The organism is Desulfobulbus elongatus DSM 2908 (assembly GCF_000621145.1).
In the GTDB taxonomy this organism is placed as follows: domain Bacteria; phylum Desulfobacterota; class Desulfobulbia; order Desulfobulbales; family Desulfobulbaceae; genus Desulfobulbus; species Desulfobulbus elongatus.
The window spans coordinates 82,222-102,106 of record NZ_JHZB01000008.1 but is presented as its reverse complement, the minus strand read 5'-3'; the positions used below and the strand labels follow the sequence as shown (position 1 = coordinate 102,106).

Genomic DNA, 19,885 nt, shown 5'->3' with positions numbered 1-19,885 from the left:
TCAGATGCCGAGATAGGCTTTTTGTATATCGGGATTGCGGCGGAGGGCCGCGGCCGTGTCGTGCATGACGATGCGGCCGTTTTCGAGGACATAGCCCCGGTCCGCCACCTGCAGGGCCAGGTTGGCGTTCTGCTCCACCAGCAGGATGGTTCGTTGTTGTTCTTTATTTATTTTGATTATGATTTCAAAAAGATGCCTGGTCATGAGCGGCGCCAGGCCCATGGAGGGCTCATCGAGGAGCAGAAGCCGGGGCCGGGTCATCAGGGCCCGTGAGATAGCGAGCATCTGCTGCTCGCCGCCGGACAAGGTGCCTCCCGGCTGGTGGCGCCGCTGTTTCAGGACCGGAAACAGGTTGTAGAGATGTTCCCGGTCTGCGGCCACCTGCCGTCTGTCCCGGCGAAGAAAGGCCCCCATGTCGAGGTTTTCCGCCACGGTCAGGTCGGGAAAGACATGGCGGCCCTCGGGCACTTGGCAGATCCCGAGCCGGACCAGTGCCTCCGGCGGCAAGCCGCCAACGGGCCGGCCCTCGAACAGGATCTCGCCCCGGCAAGGCGGCACCAGGCCGCTGATCGCCATCAAGGTGGTGGTCTTGCCGGCGCCGTTGGCGCCGATCAGGGTGACGATTTCGCCCCGGTCCACCCGCAGGCTGACCTGGCGGAGCGCCTGGATGTGGCCGTAGGCCGCGTCGATGGCGCGCAGTTCAAGCACCGTACTCCTCCTCACCCAGATAGGCCCTGATCACCGCCGGATGGCGTCGAATTTCCTCGGGCGTGCCTTCGGCGATCTTACGGCCGTAATCCATGACAACGATGTGGTCCGAGAGGCGCATCACCAGCTTCATGTCGTGCTCGATCAGCAGGATGGCCAGGCCATCGTCCCTGAGTGAGGTGATCAGGGCGTCCAGTTCCTGGGTTTCCTGCGGATTCATCCCGGCCGCCGGCTCGTCGAGCAGCAGCAGCAGGGGCTCGGTGGCCAGGGCTCGGGCGATTTCCAGCCGCCGCTGGGCGCCGTACGGCAGGTTTGCGGCCCATTCGTCCGCCTGCTCGGCCAGTCCGATCCGTTCGAGCAAAGCAAGGCTCATGCCAACGGTTTCCCTTTCCTCGCGCACCGTTGCCTCGGGCCTGAAGATCGCTCCGAACACCTTTGATGTCGTGCGGCAGTGGCGGCCGACCATCACGTTTTCCAGTACGGTCATGTGGGGGAAAAGGCGGATGTTCTGGAAGGTGCGGGCCAGACCCGCCGCGGTGATCCGGTGGGGCGGCAGGCCGTTCAGGTTCCGTTGCGGCCGTCCGGGCGGCGCCAGCACCAGATCGCCGCCAGTAGGGCGATGGAGTCCGGTCAGGCAATTGAACAAGGTGGTCTTGCCGGCGCCGTTGGGGCCGATCAGGGCCACGATTTCGCCCGGACGGAGGCGCAGATCCACCCGATCCACGGCGCGGATGCCGCCGAAATCCATGGTCAGATCGTTGACGGTGAGCAGGGGCTGCATGACTGTGTCAATAATGCCACATGTTAATGGCTGCCTGTGTAGGTTCGACGCACCCGGGGAATGAGGCCCTGCGGCTGCACGATCATCATGAGCACCAGCACGGCCCCGAAGACGAGCATGCGGTATTCGGCCACGGCGCGCAGGTACTCGGGCAGGAGCATAAGGATCAGGGCCGCGGCAACGACCCCGACGATCGAGCCCATGCCGCCCAGCACCACGATGCAGAGAATGATCGCCGATTCCAGGAAGGTGAAGCTGGCCGGGTTGATGAAGGTTGTCTTGGCGGCGAACAGCACGCCGGCCATGGCGGCCCAGGTCGCCCCCAGGGCGAAGGCGGTCAGCTTGATGGCGGTCTTGTTGATGCCCATGGCCTGGCAGGCGATATCGTCCTCGCGCAGGGCGAACCAGGCCCGGCCGATGCGCGAATTGCGCAGGCGGTTGACCACGAAGATGGTCAGAAGCGCCATGGCAATGGTGAGATAGTACTGATAGACGAGCGAGGTTTCCAGGGACATCTCGATGCCGAACAGGCCCGGCCGGGCGATATTGGCGATGCCGCTCGGCCCCTGGGAAAAATCCCCCCAATTCTCCAGGACCAGGCGGATGATCTCGCCGAACCCCAGGGTGACGATGGCCAGATAGTCGCCCCGCAACCGCAGCACCGGGAAGCCGAGCAGGACGCCGAACAGGGCCCCCAGCAGGCCGCCGATGGGCAGCGCGGTCCAGAAGCCCAGGCCGAAATGGAGGTGGAGCAGGCCGTAGGTGTACGCCCCCACCGCGTAAAAGGCGACGTAGCCGAGATCGAGCAGGCCGGCGAAGCCGACCACGATGTTGAGCCCCAGCCCCAGGACTACGTACATCAGGGCAGTGGTCATGATGTTGACCTGGTAGGTGGAGAACAGCAGCGGAAAGACGAGGAAAAAGAGGCCGACCGCGGCAAGGAGCGGAACAAGACGACTCGGGGTGAGGAAAAACGCCTGGCTCGGTGCCGCTATGGCCCGGTCCGGCTCCTGGCGGCGGCGTTCCCCGCCGGCGGCGCGGTGGGCCGCCACCAAGCGGCAGGCCAGGGCGACGGCCGCGCTGAGGCCGCCGACCCACAGCATGTTGGCCCAGCGCCAGGTCACGGTCTGTTCAATGGGATGGACCTTGATCACCAGCAGAGGAAAGGTGAGGAACATGAACCAGAAGCCGGTGAGCAGCGCCTGGCGGATATCTTTTCCGGTCGGCATGGCCGTCTTCTCCGGGGCCGGCGTCATACCTTTTCCACCGCCGCCTTGCCGAGCAGGCCGGCCGGCCGGAAAATGAGGATCAGCACCAGCAGGGAAAAGGCGAACACGTCCTCGTAATCACTGGAGACGTAGCCGGTGGCAAAGGCCTCGGTCAGGCCGAGGACGAAGCTGCCCAGGACCGCGCCGGGGATGGAGCCGATGCCGCCCAGGACCGCGGCGGTAAAGGCCTTGATCCCGGCGAGGAAACCGATGGCGAAGTTGATCTGACCGATGTGCGAGGCGATCAAGAGGCCGCCGATGGCCGCCAAAGCCGAGCCGACGACAAAGGTGAGGGAGATGATCCGGTCGACATTGATGCCGACCAGAAGCGCCATTTTCTGATCCTGGGCCGTGGCCCGCATGGCCTTGCCGATCCGGGTGTACTTGATCAGCAGGGTGAGCGCCGCCATGACCAGGGTCGAGACCGCCAGGATCACCAGGTCGGAGGAGCCGACGATGCCGCCGTAGGGTTCGAGAAAGGCGAATTCCGGGATGAGGGTGGGGAAGGGGACGAAATCCGGGGTCTGCGCCAGCAGGACGTAGTTCTGCAGAAAGATGGACATGCCGATGGCGGAGATCAGCGGGGCCAGCCGGGGGGCGTTGCGCAGGGGCCGGTAGGCGAGCCGCTCGACCGTGAAACCGTAGGCCCCGGCCCAGACGGCGGCGGCCAGGGCGGTCAGCACCAGGATGGCGGGCAGGGGCAGGCCGTATATGGTCAGGACCGAGGACACGATCAGGGCGGTGAAGGCGCCGATCATGTACATTTCGCCGTGGGCGAAGTTGATCAGGCCGATGATGCCGTAGACCATGGTATAGCCCAGGGCGATCAGGGCGTAGATCGATCCCCTGGTCAGGCCGCTGAACAGCAGTTCAAAAAAATACTCCACGAAAACATCCTGAAAAAAGCCGGGTTGGGCGGAGAGGGGGGCAGGGCCGGCAAGGGAACGCGGCTGTTGCCTGGGCGGGCGCAACGTTCATCGGACCTGCACGAACTGGCCGTTGTTGACCTGGTAGATGGAAAAACCGATGCCCACCGGTTCGCCCCTGGTATCGAACTTGATGGCGCCGAAGGGCGTGGCGACCTCCTCGGTGCGCAGGGCATAGGCCACCGCTTCCGGGTCGGCGGACCCTGCCTTGGCGATGGCGTTGGTCAGGGCCAGGGCCGCGGCGACGGCGTTGTCGAAGAAGGCGCCGGGATCGGTACCCTCGGCCTGCCTGAATTTTTCGCGGTAGGCCTTGGTGAGCGGATTGGTGGAGACATCGGTCGGCCCGGTGGCATAGACGCCCTCGGCGTCCTTGCCGGCCACCTTGATGAAGGTGTCGTCCTTGACGCCGTCGTCCGAGACAAAGGGGATGGCAAGCCGCTTCTGCCGCATCTGGCCGACGAGCTTCGAGGCTTCGGGATGGTAGCCGCCGAACAGGACCGCTTCGGCGCCCGAGCGCTTGATCTTCTGGACTACGGCCGAATAATCGACCGCGCCGGGGGTGATGCCTTCAAACAAAACCACCTGGGCCTTGCCGGATTGCTCGATCAGGGATTGGGCGTATTCGGCCAGGCCCTTGCCGTAGTCGCCCTTGTCGTGCAGCACCGCGATCTTGCCGGCATTAAGGGTGTGCAGGGCGAATTCGACCTGGTTCGCAGCCTGGGTGTTGTCGGCGGCGATGGTCCGGAAAAAATAGGGATATTCGCCGCTCTGCGTCAGGGCCGGGGTGGTTGCCGAAGGGGAAATGACCAGAACCTTGGCGGCGCGGTAGATCGGCAGGGCCGCCCTGGTGGCCCCGGAGCAGATGTGGCCGATCACCGCCTTGGCCCCGCCGGAGACCAGCTTGGTGGCGCTGTTGGTGGCGATCTCCGGCTTGCAGCCGTCGTCTTCGACCAGGAGTTCCACCGGTGCGCCGTTGATGCCGCCCTTGGCGTTGATTTCCTCGACGACCAGACGGACGGCCTGCAGGGTCGGCAGGCCGTAGGAGGCCAGATCGCCGCTGTGGGCGCCGGCGACCCCTATTCTTATGGGTTCGGCGGCACGGGCCGGATTCGCCGTGCAGACCGACAGGGCCAGGGCAGCGAGTCCGAGAAGAAAATGGCGAGTATGCGACACGATGGCGCCTCGTTTTCGGATTGAATTGCAAAAGCAACAGGAATGCTCTACTGTGCCTTTTTCATACCGTATTCTGCTTTTTTTGCACTAAAAATGACCGGTCGCGCAGGCGGGACCCAGGTCCCAGCCATGGCGCCGTTGTAGCCGACATGAAGACCAATTCGTTGTATTTCGCTTTCGGTCGTCCGTTTTCCCCCCTGTATAGCTTGGCCATGCACCTGCGCGCCTCGTTGTACCGGCGGGGGACGCTGCGTTCCTACCGCTTCGAGGTGCCGGTGATCAGCGTCGGCAACCTGACCCTCGGCGGCACCGGCAAGACGCCGATGGTGCAGTATCTGGCCCGCCTGCTTCAGGAGCACGGCTTTCGGCCGGCCATTGTCAGCCGTGGCTACGGCGGCACGGCCAACGATAGGGTGAACCTGGTTTCCGACGGCGCCACCTTGCTGCTCGATGTCCGCACCGCCGGCGACGAGCCGCGGCTGCTCGCCGAAACCCTGCCCGGCGTGCCGGTGCTGACCGGCATCGTCCGGCGGCTGCCGGCCCGGCGCGCCCTGGAGATGGGCGCCGACGTGCTTGTGCTCGATGACGGCTTCCAGCATTTGCAGATCGTCCGCGACATCGATCTGGTGCTGTTCAACACCGATCGCCTAGCCGGCAATTCCCGGGTTTTTCCCGGCGGCGACCTGCGGGAGCCGGTGGCGGCCTTGCGGCGCGCCACCGGTTTTGTCATGACCGGGGTGCATGCGGCCAACCGCGAGCGGGCCGAACGGTTTGCCGAACTGCTCCGCTCGAAGTTTCCGGGCATTCCGGTGGCCTTTGCCGGTTTGCGCATGGAAGGCCTGGTGGGGCTCGCCCCGTCCGGCATGATCGCACCCGTGGCCACCGAGCCACTCCGCCAGCAGCCATGCTTTGGCTTCTGCGGCATCGCCCATCCCGAACTGTTCCGGCAGACCCTGGCCGACCACGGTTTTTCCCTGGCCGGGTTTCTCCCCCTGGCCGATCACCAGCGCTACAACGAGTCGCTGGTCAGCAGTCTGCTTGCCGAATCCCTGAAGGCAGGAGCGCAGTGGCTGCTGACCACGGAAAAGGATTTGGTCAAACTGGCCGGGCAGGTGGCCCACCTGCCCCTCCCTTTGCACGGCTTGCGGATGCAGGTGACGACCGATGCCGACTTTTCCCGCGGCATTCTCGACGTCCTCCACTCATGGCGTTCATCAAATTGAGCAAGATGTTTGCTGTGTCTAATTGACCACATTTCCGGCTGTCGGGGCAGATTGTGTTTTTTTTGCCACACGAAAAGGCAAAGAGCTGCCACTAGCCCGGCCCGGAGTTGCCCCTGATAATGTTATAATTTGATTAAAAAAATTGTACTTTTTGCTGCGGGACTCATGTTTTGCGCTTGGCGGTTCGATAGTTGCATGCAATTAAGTAATTGTTCACGCATTGAGTTGGTTCCATTATTTTTTTTTCCTTTTTTACGCACGCATGGCACATCAGATAGAGCCGTATCAATATACCACCCAGCGCCCGGTCAGTTGCTGCGGCGTCGGCCTGCACACGGGCCGGACCGTCAACCTGACCATCAATCCGGCCCCGGCGAACACCGGCATCCAATTCCTCCGTTCCGACGTGGCCGGCCGGCCGGTCATCCCCGCGCGGGTTGAACGGGTGGTCAACACCACCTTGGCGACCACCATCGGCGAGGGACCGCATACCGTTGCCACCACGGAGCATCTCCTCGCAGCATTGCGGGGGTGCGGCATCGATAATGCGGTGATCGACCTCGATTCCCATGAGGTGCCGATCATGGACGGCAGCGCCGGCCCGTTTGTCCGCCTGTTGAAGACCGCCGGCTTGTGCCGGCAGCAAGCCCTGCGCAAAATCCTGCGGATCACCCGGCCGATCAGCCACGTGGCCGGCGACAAATCGATCCGGATCGAGCCCTATGACGGCTACAGGGTTTCCGCCCGCATTCAGTTCGACGACGATCTGATCAGCGAGCAGCGTTATTCGGTGGAAGTGACGCCGGAACGGTTCGGCCGGGAGATCGCCCGGGCCCGCACTTTCGGCTTCGTCGAGCAGGTGGAACAGCTCTGGCAGAACGGCCTGGCCCTGGGTGGCACCTTGGACAACGTCATCGCCATCCACTGGAACCGGCGCTCCATCCTCAACGAGGACGGCCTGCGCTTCGACGACGAATTCATCCGCCACAAGGTCCTCGACCTCATCGGCGATATCGCCCTGCTCGGTTCCCCGGTGCTGGGCCATGTGATCGCCGACCGCTCCGGCCACGAGCTGCATCGAGCCTTCATGCAGGCCATCATCGACAATCCCCAGTCCTGGGAATACGTGACCTTTAAAAAGCGGGGGGAATCCCTGCTCCGCCACGTGGTCCAGTCCACCCAGACCTCCGGCCATCGCTTCGCCCCTTTCTTCGCTCCGGTGGGAGGGGCCATGGCCTCGCGGCCGGTGTGCGCCGCCTGAGGCGAGCAGCGACCACCCGGGCGAAAACGATTGTCCGCCATCCGACCGCCGGTTTGCGCCGGCGGTTTTTTTTTGCCATGAACGGTTCCGCGGCGGACAACGGTTGTCTCGCGTCGGCAAGCCGCGTATAATGACGCGGCATTTTTTTCCTTTCAGTTCATCAACCGGAGTTTCTCGAGAAGACAAGCATGGGCGCGACACTCACCACCATCGGTTTTGTCGGCGGCGGCCAAATGGCCGAAGCCATGGTCCGCGGCATCCTGGCCGCCGGCCTGACCGCAGCGCAACAGATCACCGTCGCCGAACCGGTGGCGGCCCGCTGCGAGTACCTCACCAGTCAGTACGGCGTTGTCTGTACCCAGGACCCGGCCGCTCTCTGCCGGGCCAGCGAGGTCGTGGTCCTGGCGGTCAAACCGCAACTGGCCGCCGCTGTGCTGGCGCCTTACCGCTCCCTTGTCGGCGAGCGGCATCTGGTGCTTTCGATCATGGCCGGCATCACCCTGCGCACCCTGGCCGATGCGTTTGACGTACCCGTGCGGTTGATTCGGGTGATGCCCAACACCCCGGCCCTGGTGCTGGCCGCTGCTATAGCCTTCAGTCCGAATGCGCAGGCAACGGCCCGTGACCGGGAGATCGCCACCGCGCTTTTTTCCGCCGTGGGGACCTGTGTCGAGGTGGCGGAGCATCTGCTGGATGCGGTGACGGGTTTAAGCGGCAGCGGTCCGGGCTATGTCTTCGCCTTTATCGAGGCGATGATCGATGCCGGCGTGCTGGCCGGCCTGCCCCGGCCCATCGCCGAGCAACTGACCGTGCAGACCGTGCTGGGTTCGGCCCGGCTCGCCCAGGAAAGCGGCGAACATCCGGCGGTGCTCAAGGGGAGGGTGACCTCGCCCGGCGGCACCACCATTGCCGGGCTGCACATGCTGGAGAAGGGCGCCCTGCGCGGGTTGATCATGGATGCGGTTGCCGCGGCAACCGAGCGCTCCAGGGTGCTGGGCGGATGAAGATCGAGTATGCAGGGGTGGTCACCCGCCCGGACAGTCCGGAGGTCGAGCAGATCGGCCGGGAGATGATCGCCTGGTTCGAGCAGCGGGGCATCAGGGCCACTCTGAACGGCATTGAGCCGGATATGGACATCCTGATCGTGCTCGGCGGCGATGGCACGCTGCTCCATGTGGCGGAAAAGGCCAGCCGCTACCAGCTGCCCGTCCTGGGCGTCCATCTGGGCAGTCTCGGCTTTCTCACCGAGGTGGCCGCCGACGAGCGCTACCAGGCCCTGGAGACGCTGCTGACCGAGGACGAGGTCCGCATGGAAAAGCGGATCATGCTTTCCGCCGCCTATGTGAACGGCACGACCGGCAAGAAAAGCGCCTCGGTGCATGCCTTGAACGAGGTGGTCATCGTCAAGAAGAGCACCGAGGCCATGATCCGGCTGCGGTGCTGGGCGGGCAGGGAATATGTCACCACCTATCGGGCCGACGGGCTGATCATGGCCACGCCCACCGGCTCGACCGCCTACAACCTCTCGGCCGGCGGCCCCGTGGTCCATGCCGAACTGGAGACCATCGTCCTCACCCCGATCTGCCCCTTCATGCTGGAATCGCGGCCGGTGCTGCTCGGCTCCCGGCAGAAGGTCACCGCCCAGCTGCTGGCGCCGGCCGGCCAGGTCAAGGTGATCGTCGACGGCGCATTGCAGTGGACTATCACCGAGAACGACTACCTGCTGGTGAAAAGGGCCTCCAAGCCGCTCTTGATCGTCAGCTCGCCGTGGAAGAGCTACTTCAACATCCTGCGCAACAAGCTCAACTGGGGCGGCGCGGGAAGCATCGACGTGCCCTTGCCGGAAAAGGTCTGCAAGCACTGCTGACCTGCTCCCGCTTCTGCCAAACCGTCCAAACCGCCCGCCCGGTCCGGCGGCTGTCCCGCCTCACCGTTTGCGCCGCTGCACGTTGTATTTTTTCATCTTGTACTGCAACAGGCTCTTGGTAATCCCCAACTGCTCGGCCGCCCTGGCCTGCACGTAAAAATTGTCCTCAAGCGCCTTGCGCACCAGCTTTTCCTCGATGCCGTTCAAGACCTCGGCCAGGCTGAGATGCTCGGGAATGAACTGGCTGATCTCCAGGCTGTTGCTCCACTCGTGGGCGCTGGCCAGTTCCATGGAATCGGGCTGCACGTCCTCGGGTTCGATCCGGTCGCCGTTGCAGAGAATGGCCGCCCGCTCGATGGTGTTCTCCAACTCCCGCACATTGCCCTCCCAGGGCAGACTGACCAGAAGACGCAGGGCCTCCGGCGAAATATCGAGGGGTTTGCCCAGGTTGCGGCTGTTTTTTTCGATGAAATGGGTGACTAGGGCCGGGATGTCGTCCACGCGCTCACGCAGGGGCGCCAGATGGATGTGAATGACGTTGAGCCGGTAGTAGAGATCCTCCCTGAAATGGCCCTTTTCGACCTCGTCCTTGAGGTCCTTGTTGGTGGCGGCCAGGATGCGGACATCGACGTGCTGGGTGACCGAGCCGCCGACCCGTTCGAAGCATTTTTCCTGGAGCACCCGCAAAAGCTTGGCCTGGAGTTGGGGCGGCATCTCGCCGATCTCGTCGAGAAAGAGGGTGCCGGCGTCGGCCAGTTCGAACCGGCCCTTGCGCATGGCGACGGCGTCGGTGAAGGCGCCCTTTTCATGGCCGAAGAGTTCGCTTTCCAGCAGGTGTTCCGACAGGGCGGCGCAGTTGACCGAGATGAAGGGCTCGTCCTTGCGTGGGCTCAGGTTGTGGATGGCCCGGGCGACCAGTTCCTTGCCGGTGCCCGATTCGCCGGTGATCAGCACCGAGGAGGGCGTGGGCGCCACCTTTTCGATCAGCTGGTAGACCGCCCGCATGGACGGGCTCTTGCCGACCATGCCGCCGAAGCCGGAACGCGGGGTGGCCTCGTCCCGCAGCCGCCTGATCTCGCGGATCAGGCCGTAATGCTCGATGGCCTTGGTGACGCTGGCCAGGAGCTGCTGGTTGGAAAAGGGCTTGGCCAGATAGGTGAAGGCCCCGAGTCGCATGGCTTCGACCGCCTTTTCCACCTCGGCGTAGGCGGTGATGAGGATGACCGGCAGCTCGCGGTTGAATTCCTTGATTTTCGACAGGAACTCGATGCCGTCCATGCCGGGCATCTTCATGTCCGACACCACCAGGTCCAGGTCGGTGCTGTGGACAATGGGCAGGCCGGCCAGGCCGCTGTCGGCGGTGAAAACCTCGTAGCCTTCGTCCCGCAGGATTTCGGCCAGGACAATCTGGTAGTTGGGTTCGTCATCGACAATGAGAATGGTGTGCATGGCGGCTCGCAGCGAAAAAAGGTTAATGATGCCGCTCGGTGAGGCGGGCGGTGAGGTGCTCGAGGATGGCGCAGGGCGGGCAGAAGCCCGACGAGGTACCGGCCAGGCGATGTACGGGCCGGGTGGAGCCGTGGAAATCGCTGCCCCCGGTGGCCAGGAGGCCGAGTTCGGCGGCCAGAGCCTTCAACTGCTTTTTCATTCTCCGGGTATGGGTCGGATAGTACAGTTCCAGGCCGTCGAGGCCGCGGAGGCACAGCTCGCGGACCAGCGGAGGCTGAACGGTCAGCATCGGATCGAGCTGTCCCGGATGGGCCAGGACGGCCAGGCCGCCCGCCCGGTGGATCATCCCGATGGTTTCCACGGCGGAGTAGCTGAACCGGCTTTCCCAGGCCGGCCGGTTGCGGCCGAGATACTGGCGAAAGGCGTCGTCAAAGCTGGCCACCACCCCCTTGGCCACCAAAAGCCGGGCGATGTGGGGCCGGCCGGTCTGGCCGCAGCGGGAAACCGCCTCGACCTCCTCCGCGGTGATGTCGACGCCCAGGTTCTGCAATTTCCGGAGGATGACGCTGTTGCGCCGCGCGCGGCCTTCCTGAAGCGGGGCCAGCCAGCGGTGCAGGTCGGGGTCGGTGGCGTCGATGCCGTAGCCGAGGATATGGATGGTGCGCTCGTGCAGGCTGGTGCTGATCTCCACCCCGGATATGACGGCAAGACCGGCTTCCTCGCCCAGACGCCGGCTCTCTTCCACTCCCTCGACGGTGTCGTGGTCGGTCAGGGACAGCCCTCGCAGACCGTTGCCCACCGCCAGGGCGACCAGTTCCGCCGGGGTGCAGCTGCCGTCGGAATAGATGGAATGGGTGTGGAGATCGATGCACATGACAACGGCCGGGTTGGATGGATGGGGCGGAGCCGAAAGGAGCAACGTTGTCGAACCAATGTACTCAGGCCCCGGCCATTGCGCAATAACCAAATGAAATCGCCCGATAAAGCGCAGGTTGTCAACGCCGGCCACCGTTCTTATTGTTGGAAGAAATTTTTCTTTTGAAGGAGAAGCGGCCCATGTCAGGACGACAGATGCGCATCGACGAATACAGGATCGAAGAGGAACCCTATTATCTGCCCACCGGCGACGAGCTGGCCATCGCCGAGGCCGCCTATGGCGACGGCTCGCCGCTGCTGCTCAAAGGGCCGACCGGCTGCGGCAAGACCCGGTTCATGCAGTATCTGGCCTGGCGGCTGCAACGGCCGCTGGTCACAGTGTCTTGCCACGACGACCTCTCCACCTCCGACCTGGTGGGCCGCTACCTGATCCGCGCCGGCGAGGCGGTCTGGACCGACGGGCCGCTGACCATGGCGGTCCGGGCCGGGGCCATCTGCTATCTGGACGAAATCGTCGAGGCGCGCAAGGACACCACCGTGGTCATCCACCCGCTGGCCGACGACCGGCGGCAGCTCCCCATCGAGAAGCGGGGCGAGCTGCTGACCGCGCCGCCGGAATTCATGCTGGCGGTCTCCTACAACCCCGGCTACCAGAGCGTGCTCAAGGACCTCAAGGCCTCGACCCGGCAGCGGTTCATCGCCCTGTCCTTCGACTACCCGTCCCCGGACAAGGAGATTGAGATCGTCCGCCGCGAGGGGCATCTGGAGCCGGAACTGGCCAGATCCCTGGTCAAGCTGGCCGGGATGACCCGAGGATTGAAGGATTCCGGCCTGCCCGAGGGGGCGTCCACCCGGCTGCTCATTCAGACCGGCAAGCTGATCGGCCGGGGCATTCCGGTCAAGACCGCCTGCCGCGCCGCCATCAGCGAGGCGCTCACCGACGACCGGGAACTGCTGGCCGCCCTGGACGAGATGGTCAGTTCGCTCTTCTAGCCCCCCATGGACCTGGAAAGTCTCAAGGAAAAATTCTACCGGCTGGTTGCCCCCAGCCTGCCCAACGAGTGGGATGTGGAGGAGGCGCTCAGCCCGCTGGCCGACAACGACTCGACCTGTCTCGACGAGATTTTCGCGCAGATTCCCGCGATCTGGCCGGTGTCGCATTCGCTGTGCTTCGCCTATCTCTCCGCCGCCGGCCCGGCCCTCTGTTGCTTGGCGGTGGACGAGCTGTCGCTGTGGGTGCATACCCTGCTCGATCGCTACGAAACCGGCGGCCTGCGGGGCGCCCAGCTGTTCATGGCCGATGTCGAGCAGCAGTTCGCCCGGCAGTTGCGCGGCCAGGGCGGTCTGCGCCTGACCAATGTCCGTCCCCGGTTGCAGCCCTACGTCAACGGCCTGGCCGGCCGCGAGTTGCCCCTGCTCGGCGCCGCCGAGGCGGCCACCGACTCAGAGGTCATCTTCCTGCCCAGCGAGATCGCCCTGTTCACCGAACAGGAGGAGAATTTTCTTCTCTACAAGCTGATGGCCTCCTTCCAGTGGGCCAGCCTTGCCGCCGGGGTTTTCGCCGCGCCCCCATTGCTCAAACTGCATCGCAAAAGCGCCCATCCCCTTGACTGCTTTTTCTCGGAATTCGACCGACCGGACGATGCCCGCCGCCTGTTTCATCTGCTGGAAACCGGCAGGGTGCTCGCCTTTTTACGGCAGGAACTGCCGGGACTGATGCGGACGGCGGCACCGCTGCTGCCGCGTCTGCCGCTGTCCGGCGACGAGGCGGCCGCCCTCAATGTGCTCGACCGGATGCAGCGGGGCCTGCTGCGCGGCGATTGGCCCGCCGATGGCCACTCGCCCCTGGTGGATCGGGCGACGGCCCTGCTACGCCGTAGCGCTGGGCAGGCCACGGACAACAGGGCCAGCCTGGAAGCGGTGCGCGAGTTGATGGTGCTGCTGGCACCGGACGAGCACTTGGCCGCCACCGCGCCCCTGATCTTCCAGGGGACCCTCCGGCTCCAGGAGATGCGCAACCTGGGCATGAAAAGGCAGGCGGACAAGGAGTTGCGCATGATGCAATCCGCCACTGTGTCCCTGCCCGTGGTGCGCCGGCCGGCCGACGCCGGCGCGCAGTCCGGCAACGAGGGCGGGCAGCAGGGCCATGACGCCGCCCTGATCACGGAGATGGAACAGGCCTGGGAACAACTGACTCCGTTTATGCAGTCCCAGGCCCTGCAGATCAGCATCGACGATATGCCCCAGCCGCCGGCCGACCCGTCCCGGGACCATGGCCAAACCAGGGTGACCGGACAGACGACCAGCGCCACCGGAGGCACGGCCGGTCCGGCTATGGCCCGCACCCCGCATGCCGGCAGGAAAAAGGGGCAGGAGATGACCGAGCCCGTGGTCTACGATGAATGGGATTACCGGCGCAAGGGGTTTCGGAAAAAGTGGTGCGTGGTCAACGAAAGGGAGCTGCCGCCGGTCCAGAACACCTTCATCGAGCAGACCCTCAAGCAGTACCGGGGCCAGATCCGCCGCCTGCGCCATCAGTTCGAGCTGTTGCAGACCGGCGAGCGGTTCGTTCGGCGGCAGCGTGAGGGTAACGACATCGATTTCGACGCCCTGGTGGAATCGGTGACCGACAACGTTGCCGGCCTGCCGCCCTCGGACCGGCTCTTCATCCGCCTGGCCCGGGATCACCGCGATATCGCCGTCACCTTCCTGGTGGATATGTCCAATTCCACCTCCGGCTGGGTCGGGCAGTCGATCAAGGAGGCGCTGGTACTGATCTGCGAGGCCATGGAGGTGCTGAACGATCGCTACGCCATTTACGGCTTTTCCGGAATGCGGCGGCTGCGCTGCGAGATTTTTCCGGTCAAGCGGCTGGACGAGCGCTACAGCAGGACTGTCCGCCAGCGGATCAGCGCCATCGGTCCCAGGGAGTACACCCGCATGGCGCCGGCCATTCGCCACATGACCTCGCTCTTTGCCCAGGTGGAGGCCAGGATCCGCCTGCTGATCGTGCTCTCCGACGGCAAGCCCGAGGATTACGACGACTACAAGGGCGAGTACGCCATCGAGGATACCCGCCATGCCCTCCTGGAGGCCAAGGCCAAAGGTATCCATCCCTTCTGCATCACCATCGACCGCCAGGCGCACGAATACATGGCGCACATGTACGGCGAGGTCAACTACATCTTCATCGACAAGATCAAGCAGCTGCCGGCGCGGATGTCGGAGATCTACCGGACCTTGACCAGTTGAAACCAGCAAGCGGCCCGGCGGCGCGTCGCTCTTCTCCTTGAATATTGCGTTTGTTGGGGGTAAACGAACAGAAGCGGCATTCGCCCGCATCGTGCGGACGCCGTACAGGTTGCAGAACGCTCTCGTCAGGACGCAGGAGGTTCGCGTGTCTTTTTTCAATCGCCGAACGATCGCCCGGACCGTGATACAACTGGTGGGAGTGGCGGCCTATTGCCTGCTGCTGGCGGGGCCGGGCGGCACCCAGCCCGACGCGGCCGACATGGTCCGCCGACTCAAGGCGCAGGCCTACCGCGCCTATTACGGCGTGGAGCAGCCGGTCAACCATGCCCTAGCCCTGCAACTGTACCGGCAGGCGGCGGAACGGGGCGATGCCGAGGCGCAGTTCATCACCGGCGGCATGCTGTACCAGGGGCAGGGGACCGATCCGGATAGGCGCGGCGGCTTCAAATGGTTGCTCAAGGCGGCGGAGCAGGGCAAGGTCACGCCCGAGTCGCTGGCCATCATCGGCGCCATGTATCTGCGGGGCAGCGCGGTGCCGCAAAATTTTCTCGAGGCCAAGCGGTGGCTGACCGATGCCGCCGACAAGGGGAACCTTGCCGCCCAGAACGATCTCGCCTATCTCTACTACAACGGCCTCGGCGGCGAGCGCGATTACACAAGGGCCCTGGAACTCTACGAAAAGGCGGCCCTGCAGGGCGATGTCATGGCCCAGGCCAATACCGGCCTGATGTACGCCACCGGCACCGGCACCGATACCGACAAGGCCAGAGGCTATGCCTGGTATTCCCTGGCGGCCAGCCGCGGCAACGCCACCGCCGCGATCAACCGCAACAACCTGATGATGCACATGTCCTGGGAAGAGTTGAACCGGGCGCAGAACCTGTCGCTGGAGCTCTATCGCCGGGTGGAGAACATGGCGCAGCCGAAACCGATCGCGCCGGAACCACCCGCCCAACCGCAGAAATGAGAAGGAGTCAGCCTTCTTCCCCGGCCTGCCAGTCACGCAGCACCGCCACCATGGCCTCGATGCTGGCGCAGGCGTAGAGCGCCTGACGCAGGCGGGTCGCCCCGTTCAGGCCGGCGAGCAGCTTGGCCGTCTGATTCTTCACCTTGAACAGCACCTTGGCAAGTGGCAGAAACTGCCGGGCCAACCCAAGATACCGCTCGATCACCGGCATCCGTCCGGCCAGCGAATCCGGCCGGTCGTCCGCTCCGAACAGCCACGGATTGCCGAGCGCCCCCCGGCCGACCATCACGCCGTCGCACCCGGTCGCCGCCATCATGGCCAGACCGTCGGCACGGCTGAGGATATCGCCGTTGCCGATCACCGGAATCGACACCGCCTCCTTCACGGCCCTGATCACCCCCCAATCCGCCCTGCCGCCGAAGCCTTGCGCCCAGGTGCGGCCATGGACGGTTACCGCCGCCGCGCCGGCAGCCTCGGCCATGGCGGCGAACCCGGGCGCAACGATGTGCTCGCCGGTCCAGCCGCTCCGGATTTTCACCGTCACCGGCAGGGAGATTTGGGCGCGCACCGTGCGGATGATGGCCTCGGCCCGTTGCGGGTCCTTAAGCAGGGCGGCGCCGCATCCCTTTTTTACCACCTTGCGTACCGGACACCCCATGTTGATGTCGATCAGATCCACAGGCAAAGCGGCAACGATGGCCGCTGCCCGGGCCATGATTTCTGGGTCGCTGCCGAACAGCTGGACCGCGAACGGGCGCTCCCCGGGCACGGTGTGCAGCAGCTCGTGGGTCTTCTTCTGCTCGAAGACCAGGCCGTGGCAACTGATCATCTCGGAGACGCAGAGCGCAGCACCGGCCTCCCGGCAGAGCAGCCGGAAGGGCAGATCGGTGTATCCGGCCAGCGGCGCCAGGAGAAACGAGGAGGGCAGACGGACGGTGCCGATGGCGAGCGGCGGAAAGACAGGCGGAGAACTCGGAGGCAAGGGGGGAACAATCAAGGGCACCCCGGCCGCGGCCGGAGTGCCTTGGGCGTGAAAGACCATCAGGGCGTGGGTTGTGGCTGCTGCTGTTGCTGCTGTTTTCGTATCCGCCTGAGGGCACCGAGATAGATATCCTCGGACAGATCGTCGATGATTTTGGTGAGCGCCGCTTCGTCCGCGGCCGCGCTGACCGTCGAAACCGTATAGTCGGCGGAGTAGAGCTTGGCCGGCACCTCCCAGAGGACCTTGCCGGTCCGCTGGTCCTTGAGGGCGTACCGAATGACGAGATTGACCTTGGTGCCGGTGACTTCGGAGATGGTGCTCCAGCTCACGCTGGGCAGGTCGATGGACAGGATCTCACCGGTCAGGATCAGGTCGGCTCCGCCTTTGTCCTTGGTCAGGTCGACGGAGGCCGACTTCTGAAACCAGCGGGAAAGGGATTGGTAGATCTTCATGTCGAGCCCCAGCTTGTTGGTCCGGTTCTGCCAGGTCGGCATGTAGATGGAATGGTGCGGTCCCTCATACACGTGGGGAAAGGTGTAGCCGCAGCCGCTCAGCAGGAGCATGCCCACCAGCAGTAGCGCCCATCCCGGAAGAGTGTGTTTCAGCATGACATTCCTTGTGGCCGCCATTATGGCGGCGGTGATGAGAGTCGAAGAATCGGTCCTCAGACGACGATGTTGACCAGCTTTCCAGGGACGACGATGATTTTTTTCGGTTCCTGCCCGGCAAGCATCTTGGCAACTTTTTCCTCGGCCACGGCCAGCCGGCGCAGGGTGTGCTCGTCGGTATCGGCGGCGACCTGGAGCTTGGTCCGCACCTTGCCGTTCACCTGGACCACGATGGTGATCTCGTCCTCCTTGGCCGCTTCGGCATTGAACACGGGCCAGGCGGCATCGTTCAGGGCGCGTTCGTGCCCGGTGACCTGCCACAGTTCCTCGCAGAAATGGGGCGCCATGGGGAAGAGCAGGGTGAGGATGGTTTCCAGGGCCTCGCGCAGCACCGCGTCGTCAACGGGTTCGTCAACGGGCGCGGCCACGAGATTGACCAGTTCCATGATGCCGGAGATGGCGGTGTTGAAGTGGAAATTGCTCTCAATGGATTCGGTCACCCGGCGGATGGTTTGATGGGTCTTGCGATGCAGGGCCCGGGACGGCGCATTGAGGGCATCCAGGTCCACGGTTGCCGGTTGGTCGAAGCAGGCGCGCTGGCTGACGACCATCCGGTAGACCCGGTTGAGAAAACGAAAAGCCCCATCCACCCCCTGGGCGTTCCATTCCAGGTCCCGTTCCGGCGGCGCGGCGAAGAGGGAAAACAGCCGCACGGTATCGGCGCCGTACTGCTCGATCAACTCATTGGGATCGACCACGTTGCCCTTTGATTTGGACATCTTGGCCCCGTCCTTGATGACCATGCCCTGGGTGAGCAGGTTGGTGAAGGGCTCGTCCACCTCCAGGTAGCCGAGATCGCGCAGCATCTTGGTGAAGAAGCGGGCATAGAGCAGATGGAGAATGGCGTGCTCGACCCCGCCGATGTACTGGTCGACCGGCAGCCAGTAAGCGGCCGCCTTCCTGTCGATGGGGGCGCTGTCGAGGCCGGGACTGGTGTAGCGGGCAAAGTACCAGGACGATTCGACAAAGGTGTCGAGGGTGTCGGTCTCCCGCCGGGCCGGCCGGCCGCAACTCGGGCAAGTGGTGGCGATGAAGTCGGGCTGCTGGTGCAGGGGGCTGTGACTGCCGGTCGGCTCGCCCGCTCCGGGCAGGAGGATGGGCAGGTCGGCTTCCGGAACCGGCACGATGCCGCAATGGTCGCAGTGGATCACCGGAATGGGCGCGCCCCAGTAGCGCTGGCGGGAAATGCCCCAGTCGCGCAGCCGATAGGTCACATGGGCGCTGCCGAAGCGCTGGCGTTCGGCCTCGACGATGATCGCCTGCTTGGCCTCGGTCGAATCCATACCGGTGAACGGCCCGGAATTGACCAGCACGCCGGGTCCCTCGGACGCCTCGGTCATGGCGGCCGGATCGAGCGGTTCGCCCTCGGGCTGCACCACCACCCGGATGGGCAGGCCGTAGGCGCGGGCGAATTCGAAGTCCCGCTGGTCGTGGGCCGGCACGGCCATCACCGCGCCGGTGCCGTACTCCATGAGCACGAAGTTGGCGACGTAGATCGGCACCCGTTCGCCGGTGAAGGGATTAAGGCAGTAGCTGCCGGTGAACACGCCCCGCTTGTCGAGTTCCTGGTCGAGGCTGGCCCGCTGCTTGGCGAGCACGGTGTCGCGCACAAAGGCCCGGACCGCCTCTTCCTGCGGTTTGCCCTGCACGAGCGTGTCGATCAGGGGATGTTCCACGGCCAGCGACATGAAGGTGACGCCGAAGATGGTGTCCGGCCGGGTGGTGAAGATGGCAATCGCCTGGTCGCTGTCCTCGATCCTGAAGTCGCAGGCCAGGCCGGTGGACTTGCCGATCCAGTTGCGCTGCATGGTGACCACCTTTTCCGGCCAGCCGGTGAGCGTGTCGAGATCGGCCAGCAGTTCCTCGGCATAGCCGGTGATCTTGAAAAACCAGCCATACATGGTCTTGGGCAGCACCGGCTGGTCGCAACGCCAGCAGGCGCCGTCGATCACCTGCTCGCGGGCGAGCACGGTCTGGCAGTCGTTGCACCAGTTGACCGTGGTCTCCTTGCGGTAAATCAGCCCCTTGGCCAGCATCTTGAGGAAGAGCTGCTGTTCCCAGCGGTAGTAGTCGGGGCGGCAGGTGGCCAGTTCACGGTCCCAGTCGTAGCTCAGGCCCATGGCCTTGAGCTGGCCGCGCATGTAGTCGATGTTGTCGTAGGTCCAGGCGGCGGGATGAATGCCGCGTTTCATCGCCGCGTTTTCGGCGGGCAGGCCGAAGGCGTCCCAACCCATGGGATGGAGGACGTTGAATCCCTGCATGCGCTTGTAGCGGGCAATGACGTCGCCGATGGAGTAGTTGCGCACATGGCCCATGTGGATGCGGCCGGAGGGGTAGGGGAACATCTCCAGCACGTAGTATTTGGGTTGATCGGAGCGGTGGCTGACCTTCCAGGTCTTTTCCTCTTCCCAGCGCCGTTGCCAGCGCTGTTCGATGGTCTTGAAGTCGTAGCGGTCGTTGGTTGTTGGGGCGGGTTGCATAGCG

At 64.5% G+C, this 19,885-nt stretch carries 17 protein-coding genes; 7 read left to right on the top strand and 10 right to left on the bottom strand.

What is annotated here, in order from left to right:
* The 5 genes from Q362_RS0106385 to Q362_RS0106365 all read right to left on the bottom strand — a co-directional run bounded on the left by Q362_RS0106385 (nt 1) and on the right by Q362_RS0106365 (nt 4,856).
* A complete protein-coding gene (locus Q362_RS0106385; RefSeq protein ID WP_028318016.1) occupies nt 1-708 on the bottom strand; it encodes an ABC transporter ATP-binding protein in 708 nt (235 codons plus the stop codon).
* Entirely contained in the window at nt 701-1,489 is a 789-nt protein-coding gene (locus tag Q362_RS0106380; RefSeq protein WP_028318015.1) for an ABC transporter ATP-binding protein, read from the bottom strand. Before Q362_RS0106380 ends, Q362_RS0106385 begins: the two co-directional genes overlap by 8 nt.
* A 23-nt stretch (nt 1,490-1,512) precedes the next feature.
* Complete coding sequence (locus Q362_RS0106375) at nt 1,513-2,718, bottom strand: ABC transporter permease subunit (protein WP_028318014.1); 1,206 nt, start codon at nt 2,716-2,718, stop codon at nt 1,513-1,515.
* A 23-nt stretch (nt 2,719-2,741) separates the two neighbouring features.
* On the bottom strand, nt 2,742-3,644 hold the full coding sequence (locus Q362_RS0106370) for a branched-chain amino acid ABC transporter permease (RefSeq protein ID WP_028318013.1): 903 nt from the start codon (nt 3,642-3,644) through the stop codon (nt 2,742-2,744).
* 87 nt (nt 3,645-3,731) lie between these two features.
* Complete coding sequence (locus tag Q362_RS0106365) at nt 3,732-4,856, bottom strand: branched-chain amino acid ABC transporter substrate-binding protein (protein ID WP_035215811.1); 1,125 nt, start codon at nt 4,854-4,856, stop codon at nt 3,732-3,734.
* Between the two features lie 149 nt (nt 4,857-5,005).
* On the opposite strand from Q362_RS0106365, the gene lpxK reads away from it, so the two are divergent.
* From lpxK to Q362_RS0106345, 4 genes are all read left to right on the top strand, one after another.
* Nucleotides 5,006-6,079, top strand: a complete 1,074-nt coding sequence (lpxK, locus tag Q362_RS0106360) for a tetraacyldisaccharide 4'-kinase (RefSeq protein WP_028318011.1) — start codon at nt 5,006-5,008, stop codon at nt 6,077-6,079.
* Nucleotides 6,080-6,341: 262 nt separating this feature from the next.
* Complete coding sequence (gene lpxC, locus Q362_RS0106355) at nt 6,342-7,340, top strand: UDP-3-O-acyl-N-acetylglucosamine deacetylase (RefSeq protein WP_028318010.1); 999 nt, start codon at nt 6,342-6,344, stop codon at nt 7,338-7,340.
* Between the two features lie 188 nt (nt 7,341-7,528).
* The gene (proC, locus tag Q362_RS0106350) at nt 7,529-8,344 is read left to right on the top strand and encodes a pyrroline-5-carboxylate reductase (RefSeq protein ID WP_028318009.1); all 816 of its coding nucleotides are present in this window, start codon (nt 7,529-7,531) and stop codon (nt 8,342-8,344) included.
* Nucleotides 8,341-9,207, top strand: a complete 867-nt coding sequence (locus tag Q362_RS0106345) for an NAD(+)/NADH kinase (RefSeq protein WP_028318008.1) — start codon at nt 8,341-8,343, stop codon at nt 9,205-9,207. The genes proC and Q362_RS0106345 overlap by 4 nt, the downstream gene beginning before the upstream one ends.
* Before the next feature lie 60 nt (nt 9,208-9,267).
* On the opposite strand, the gene Q362_RS0106340 is transcribed toward Q362_RS0106345, so the two are convergent.
* Complete coding sequence (locus Q362_RS0106340; RefSeq protein ID WP_028318007.1) at nt 9,268-10,656, bottom strand: sigma-54-dependent transcriptional regulator; 1,389 nt, start codon at nt 10,654-10,656, stop codon at nt 9,268-9,270.
* A 22-nt stretch (nt 10,657-10,678) separates the two neighbouring features.
* Nucleotides 10,679-11,530 (bottom strand): PHP domain-containing protein, encoded by an 852-nt coding sequence (locus tag Q362_RS24215; protein ID WP_051553761.1) that lies wholly within the window; start codon nt 11,528-11,530, stop codon nt 10,679-10,681.
* 182 nt (nt 11,531-11,712) lie between these two features.
* Here Q362_RS24215 and Q362_RS0106330 point away from each other — a divergent pair, with 182 nt between their 5' ends.
* The 3 genes from Q362_RS0106330 to Q362_RS22090 all read left to right on the top strand — a co-directional run bounded on the left by Q362_RS0106330 (nt 11,713) and on the right by Q362_RS22090 (nt 15,751).
* A complete protein-coding gene (locus tag Q362_RS0106330) occupies nt 11,713-12,525 on the top strand; it encodes a CbbQ/NirQ/NorQ/GpvN family protein (protein ID WP_028318006.1) in 813 nt (270 codons plus the stop codon).
* A 6-nt stretch (nt 12,526-12,531) separates the two neighbouring features.
* Nucleotides 12,532-14,784 (top strand): VWA domain-containing protein, encoded by a 2,253-nt coding sequence (locus Q362_RS0106325; protein ID WP_028318005.1) that lies wholly within the window; start codon nt 12,532-12,534, stop codon nt 14,782-14,784.
* A 145-nt stretch (nt 14,785-14,929) separates the two neighbouring features.
* A complete protein-coding gene (locus Q362_RS22090; protein WP_051553760.1) occupies nt 14,930-15,751 on the top strand; it encodes a tetratricopeptide repeat protein in 822 nt (273 codons plus the stop codon).
* A gap of 7 nt (nt 15,752-15,758) precedes the next feature.
* Here Q362_RS22090 and dusB read toward each other — a convergent pair whose 3' ends face one another.
* Genes dusB through leuS form a run of 3 tightly spaced genes read right to left on the bottom strand, consistent with a single transcriptional unit; the run spans nt 15,759 to nt 19,881 of the window.
* Nucleotides 15,759-16,733 (bottom strand): tRNA dihydrouridine synthase DusB, encoded by a 975-nt coding sequence (dusB, locus tag Q362_RS0106315; protein ID WP_028318004.1) that lies wholly within the window; start codon nt 16,731-16,733, stop codon nt 15,759-15,761.
* A 59-nt stretch (nt 16,734-16,792) separates the two neighbouring features.
* The gene (gene lptE, locus Q362_RS0106310; protein ID WP_028318003.1) at nt 16,793-17,341 is read right to left on the bottom strand and encodes an LPS assembly lipoprotein LptE; all 549 of its coding nucleotides are present in this window, start codon (nt 17,339-17,341) and stop codon (nt 16,793-16,795) included.
* Between the two features lie 56 nt (nt 17,342-17,397).
* A complete protein-coding gene (gene leuS, locus Q362_RS0106305; RefSeq protein ID WP_028318002.1) occupies nt 17,398-19,881 on the bottom strand; it encodes a leucine--tRNA ligase in 2,484 nt (827 codons plus the stop codon).
* Nucleotides 19,882-19,885 lie beyond the last annotated feature (4 nt).

Excerpts from the sequence above, each read along its gene's own strand:
- Q362_RS0106380 (WP_028318015.1), bottom strand. The coding sequence starts at position 1,489 with ATGCAGCCCCTGCTCACCGTCAACGATCTGACCATGGATTTCGGCGGC.
- Q362_RS0106375 (WP_028318014.1), bottom strand. The coding sequence starts at position 2,718 with ATGCCGACCGGAAAAGATATCCGCCAGGCGCTGCTCACCGGCTTCTGG.
- lpxK (WP_028318011.1), top strand. The coding sequence starts at position 5,006 with ATGAAGACCAATTCGTTGTATTTCGCTTTCGGTCGTCCGTTTTCCCCC.
- lpxC (WP_028318010.1), top strand. The coding sequence starts at position 6,342 with ATGGCACATCAGATAGAGCCGTATCAATATACCACCCAGCGCCCGGTC.
- proC (WP_028318009.1), top strand. The coding sequence starts at position 7,529 with ATGGGCGCGACACTCACCACCATCGGTTTTGTCGGCGGCGGCCAAATG.
- Q362_RS0106345 (WP_028318008.1), top strand. The coding sequence starts at position 8,341 with ATGAAGATCGAGTATGCAGGGGTGGTCACCCGCCCGGACAGTCCGGAG.
- Q362_RS0106340 (WP_028318007.1), bottom strand. The coding sequence starts at position 10,656 with ATGCACACCATTCTCATTGTCGATGACGAACCCAACTACCAGATTGTC.
- Q362_RS24215 (WP_051553761.1), bottom strand. The coding sequence starts at position 11,530 with ATGTGCATCGATCTCCACACCCATTCCATCTATTCCGACGGCAGCTGC.
- Q362_RS0106330 (WP_028318006.1), top strand. The coding sequence starts at position 11,713 with ATGTCAGGACGACAGATGCGCATCGACGAATACAGGATCGAAGAGGAA.
- Q362_RS0106325 (WP_028318005.1), top strand. The coding sequence starts at position 12,532 with ATGGACCTGGAAAGTCTCAAGGAAAAATTCTACCGGCTGGTTGCCCCC.
- lptE (WP_028318003.1), bottom strand. The coding sequence starts at position 17,341 with ATGCTGAAACACACTCTTCCGGGATGGGCGCTACTGCTGGTGGGCATG.
- leuS (WP_028318002.1), bottom strand. The coding sequence starts at position 19,881 with ATGCAACCCGCCCCAACAACCAACGACCGCTACGACTTCAAGACCATC.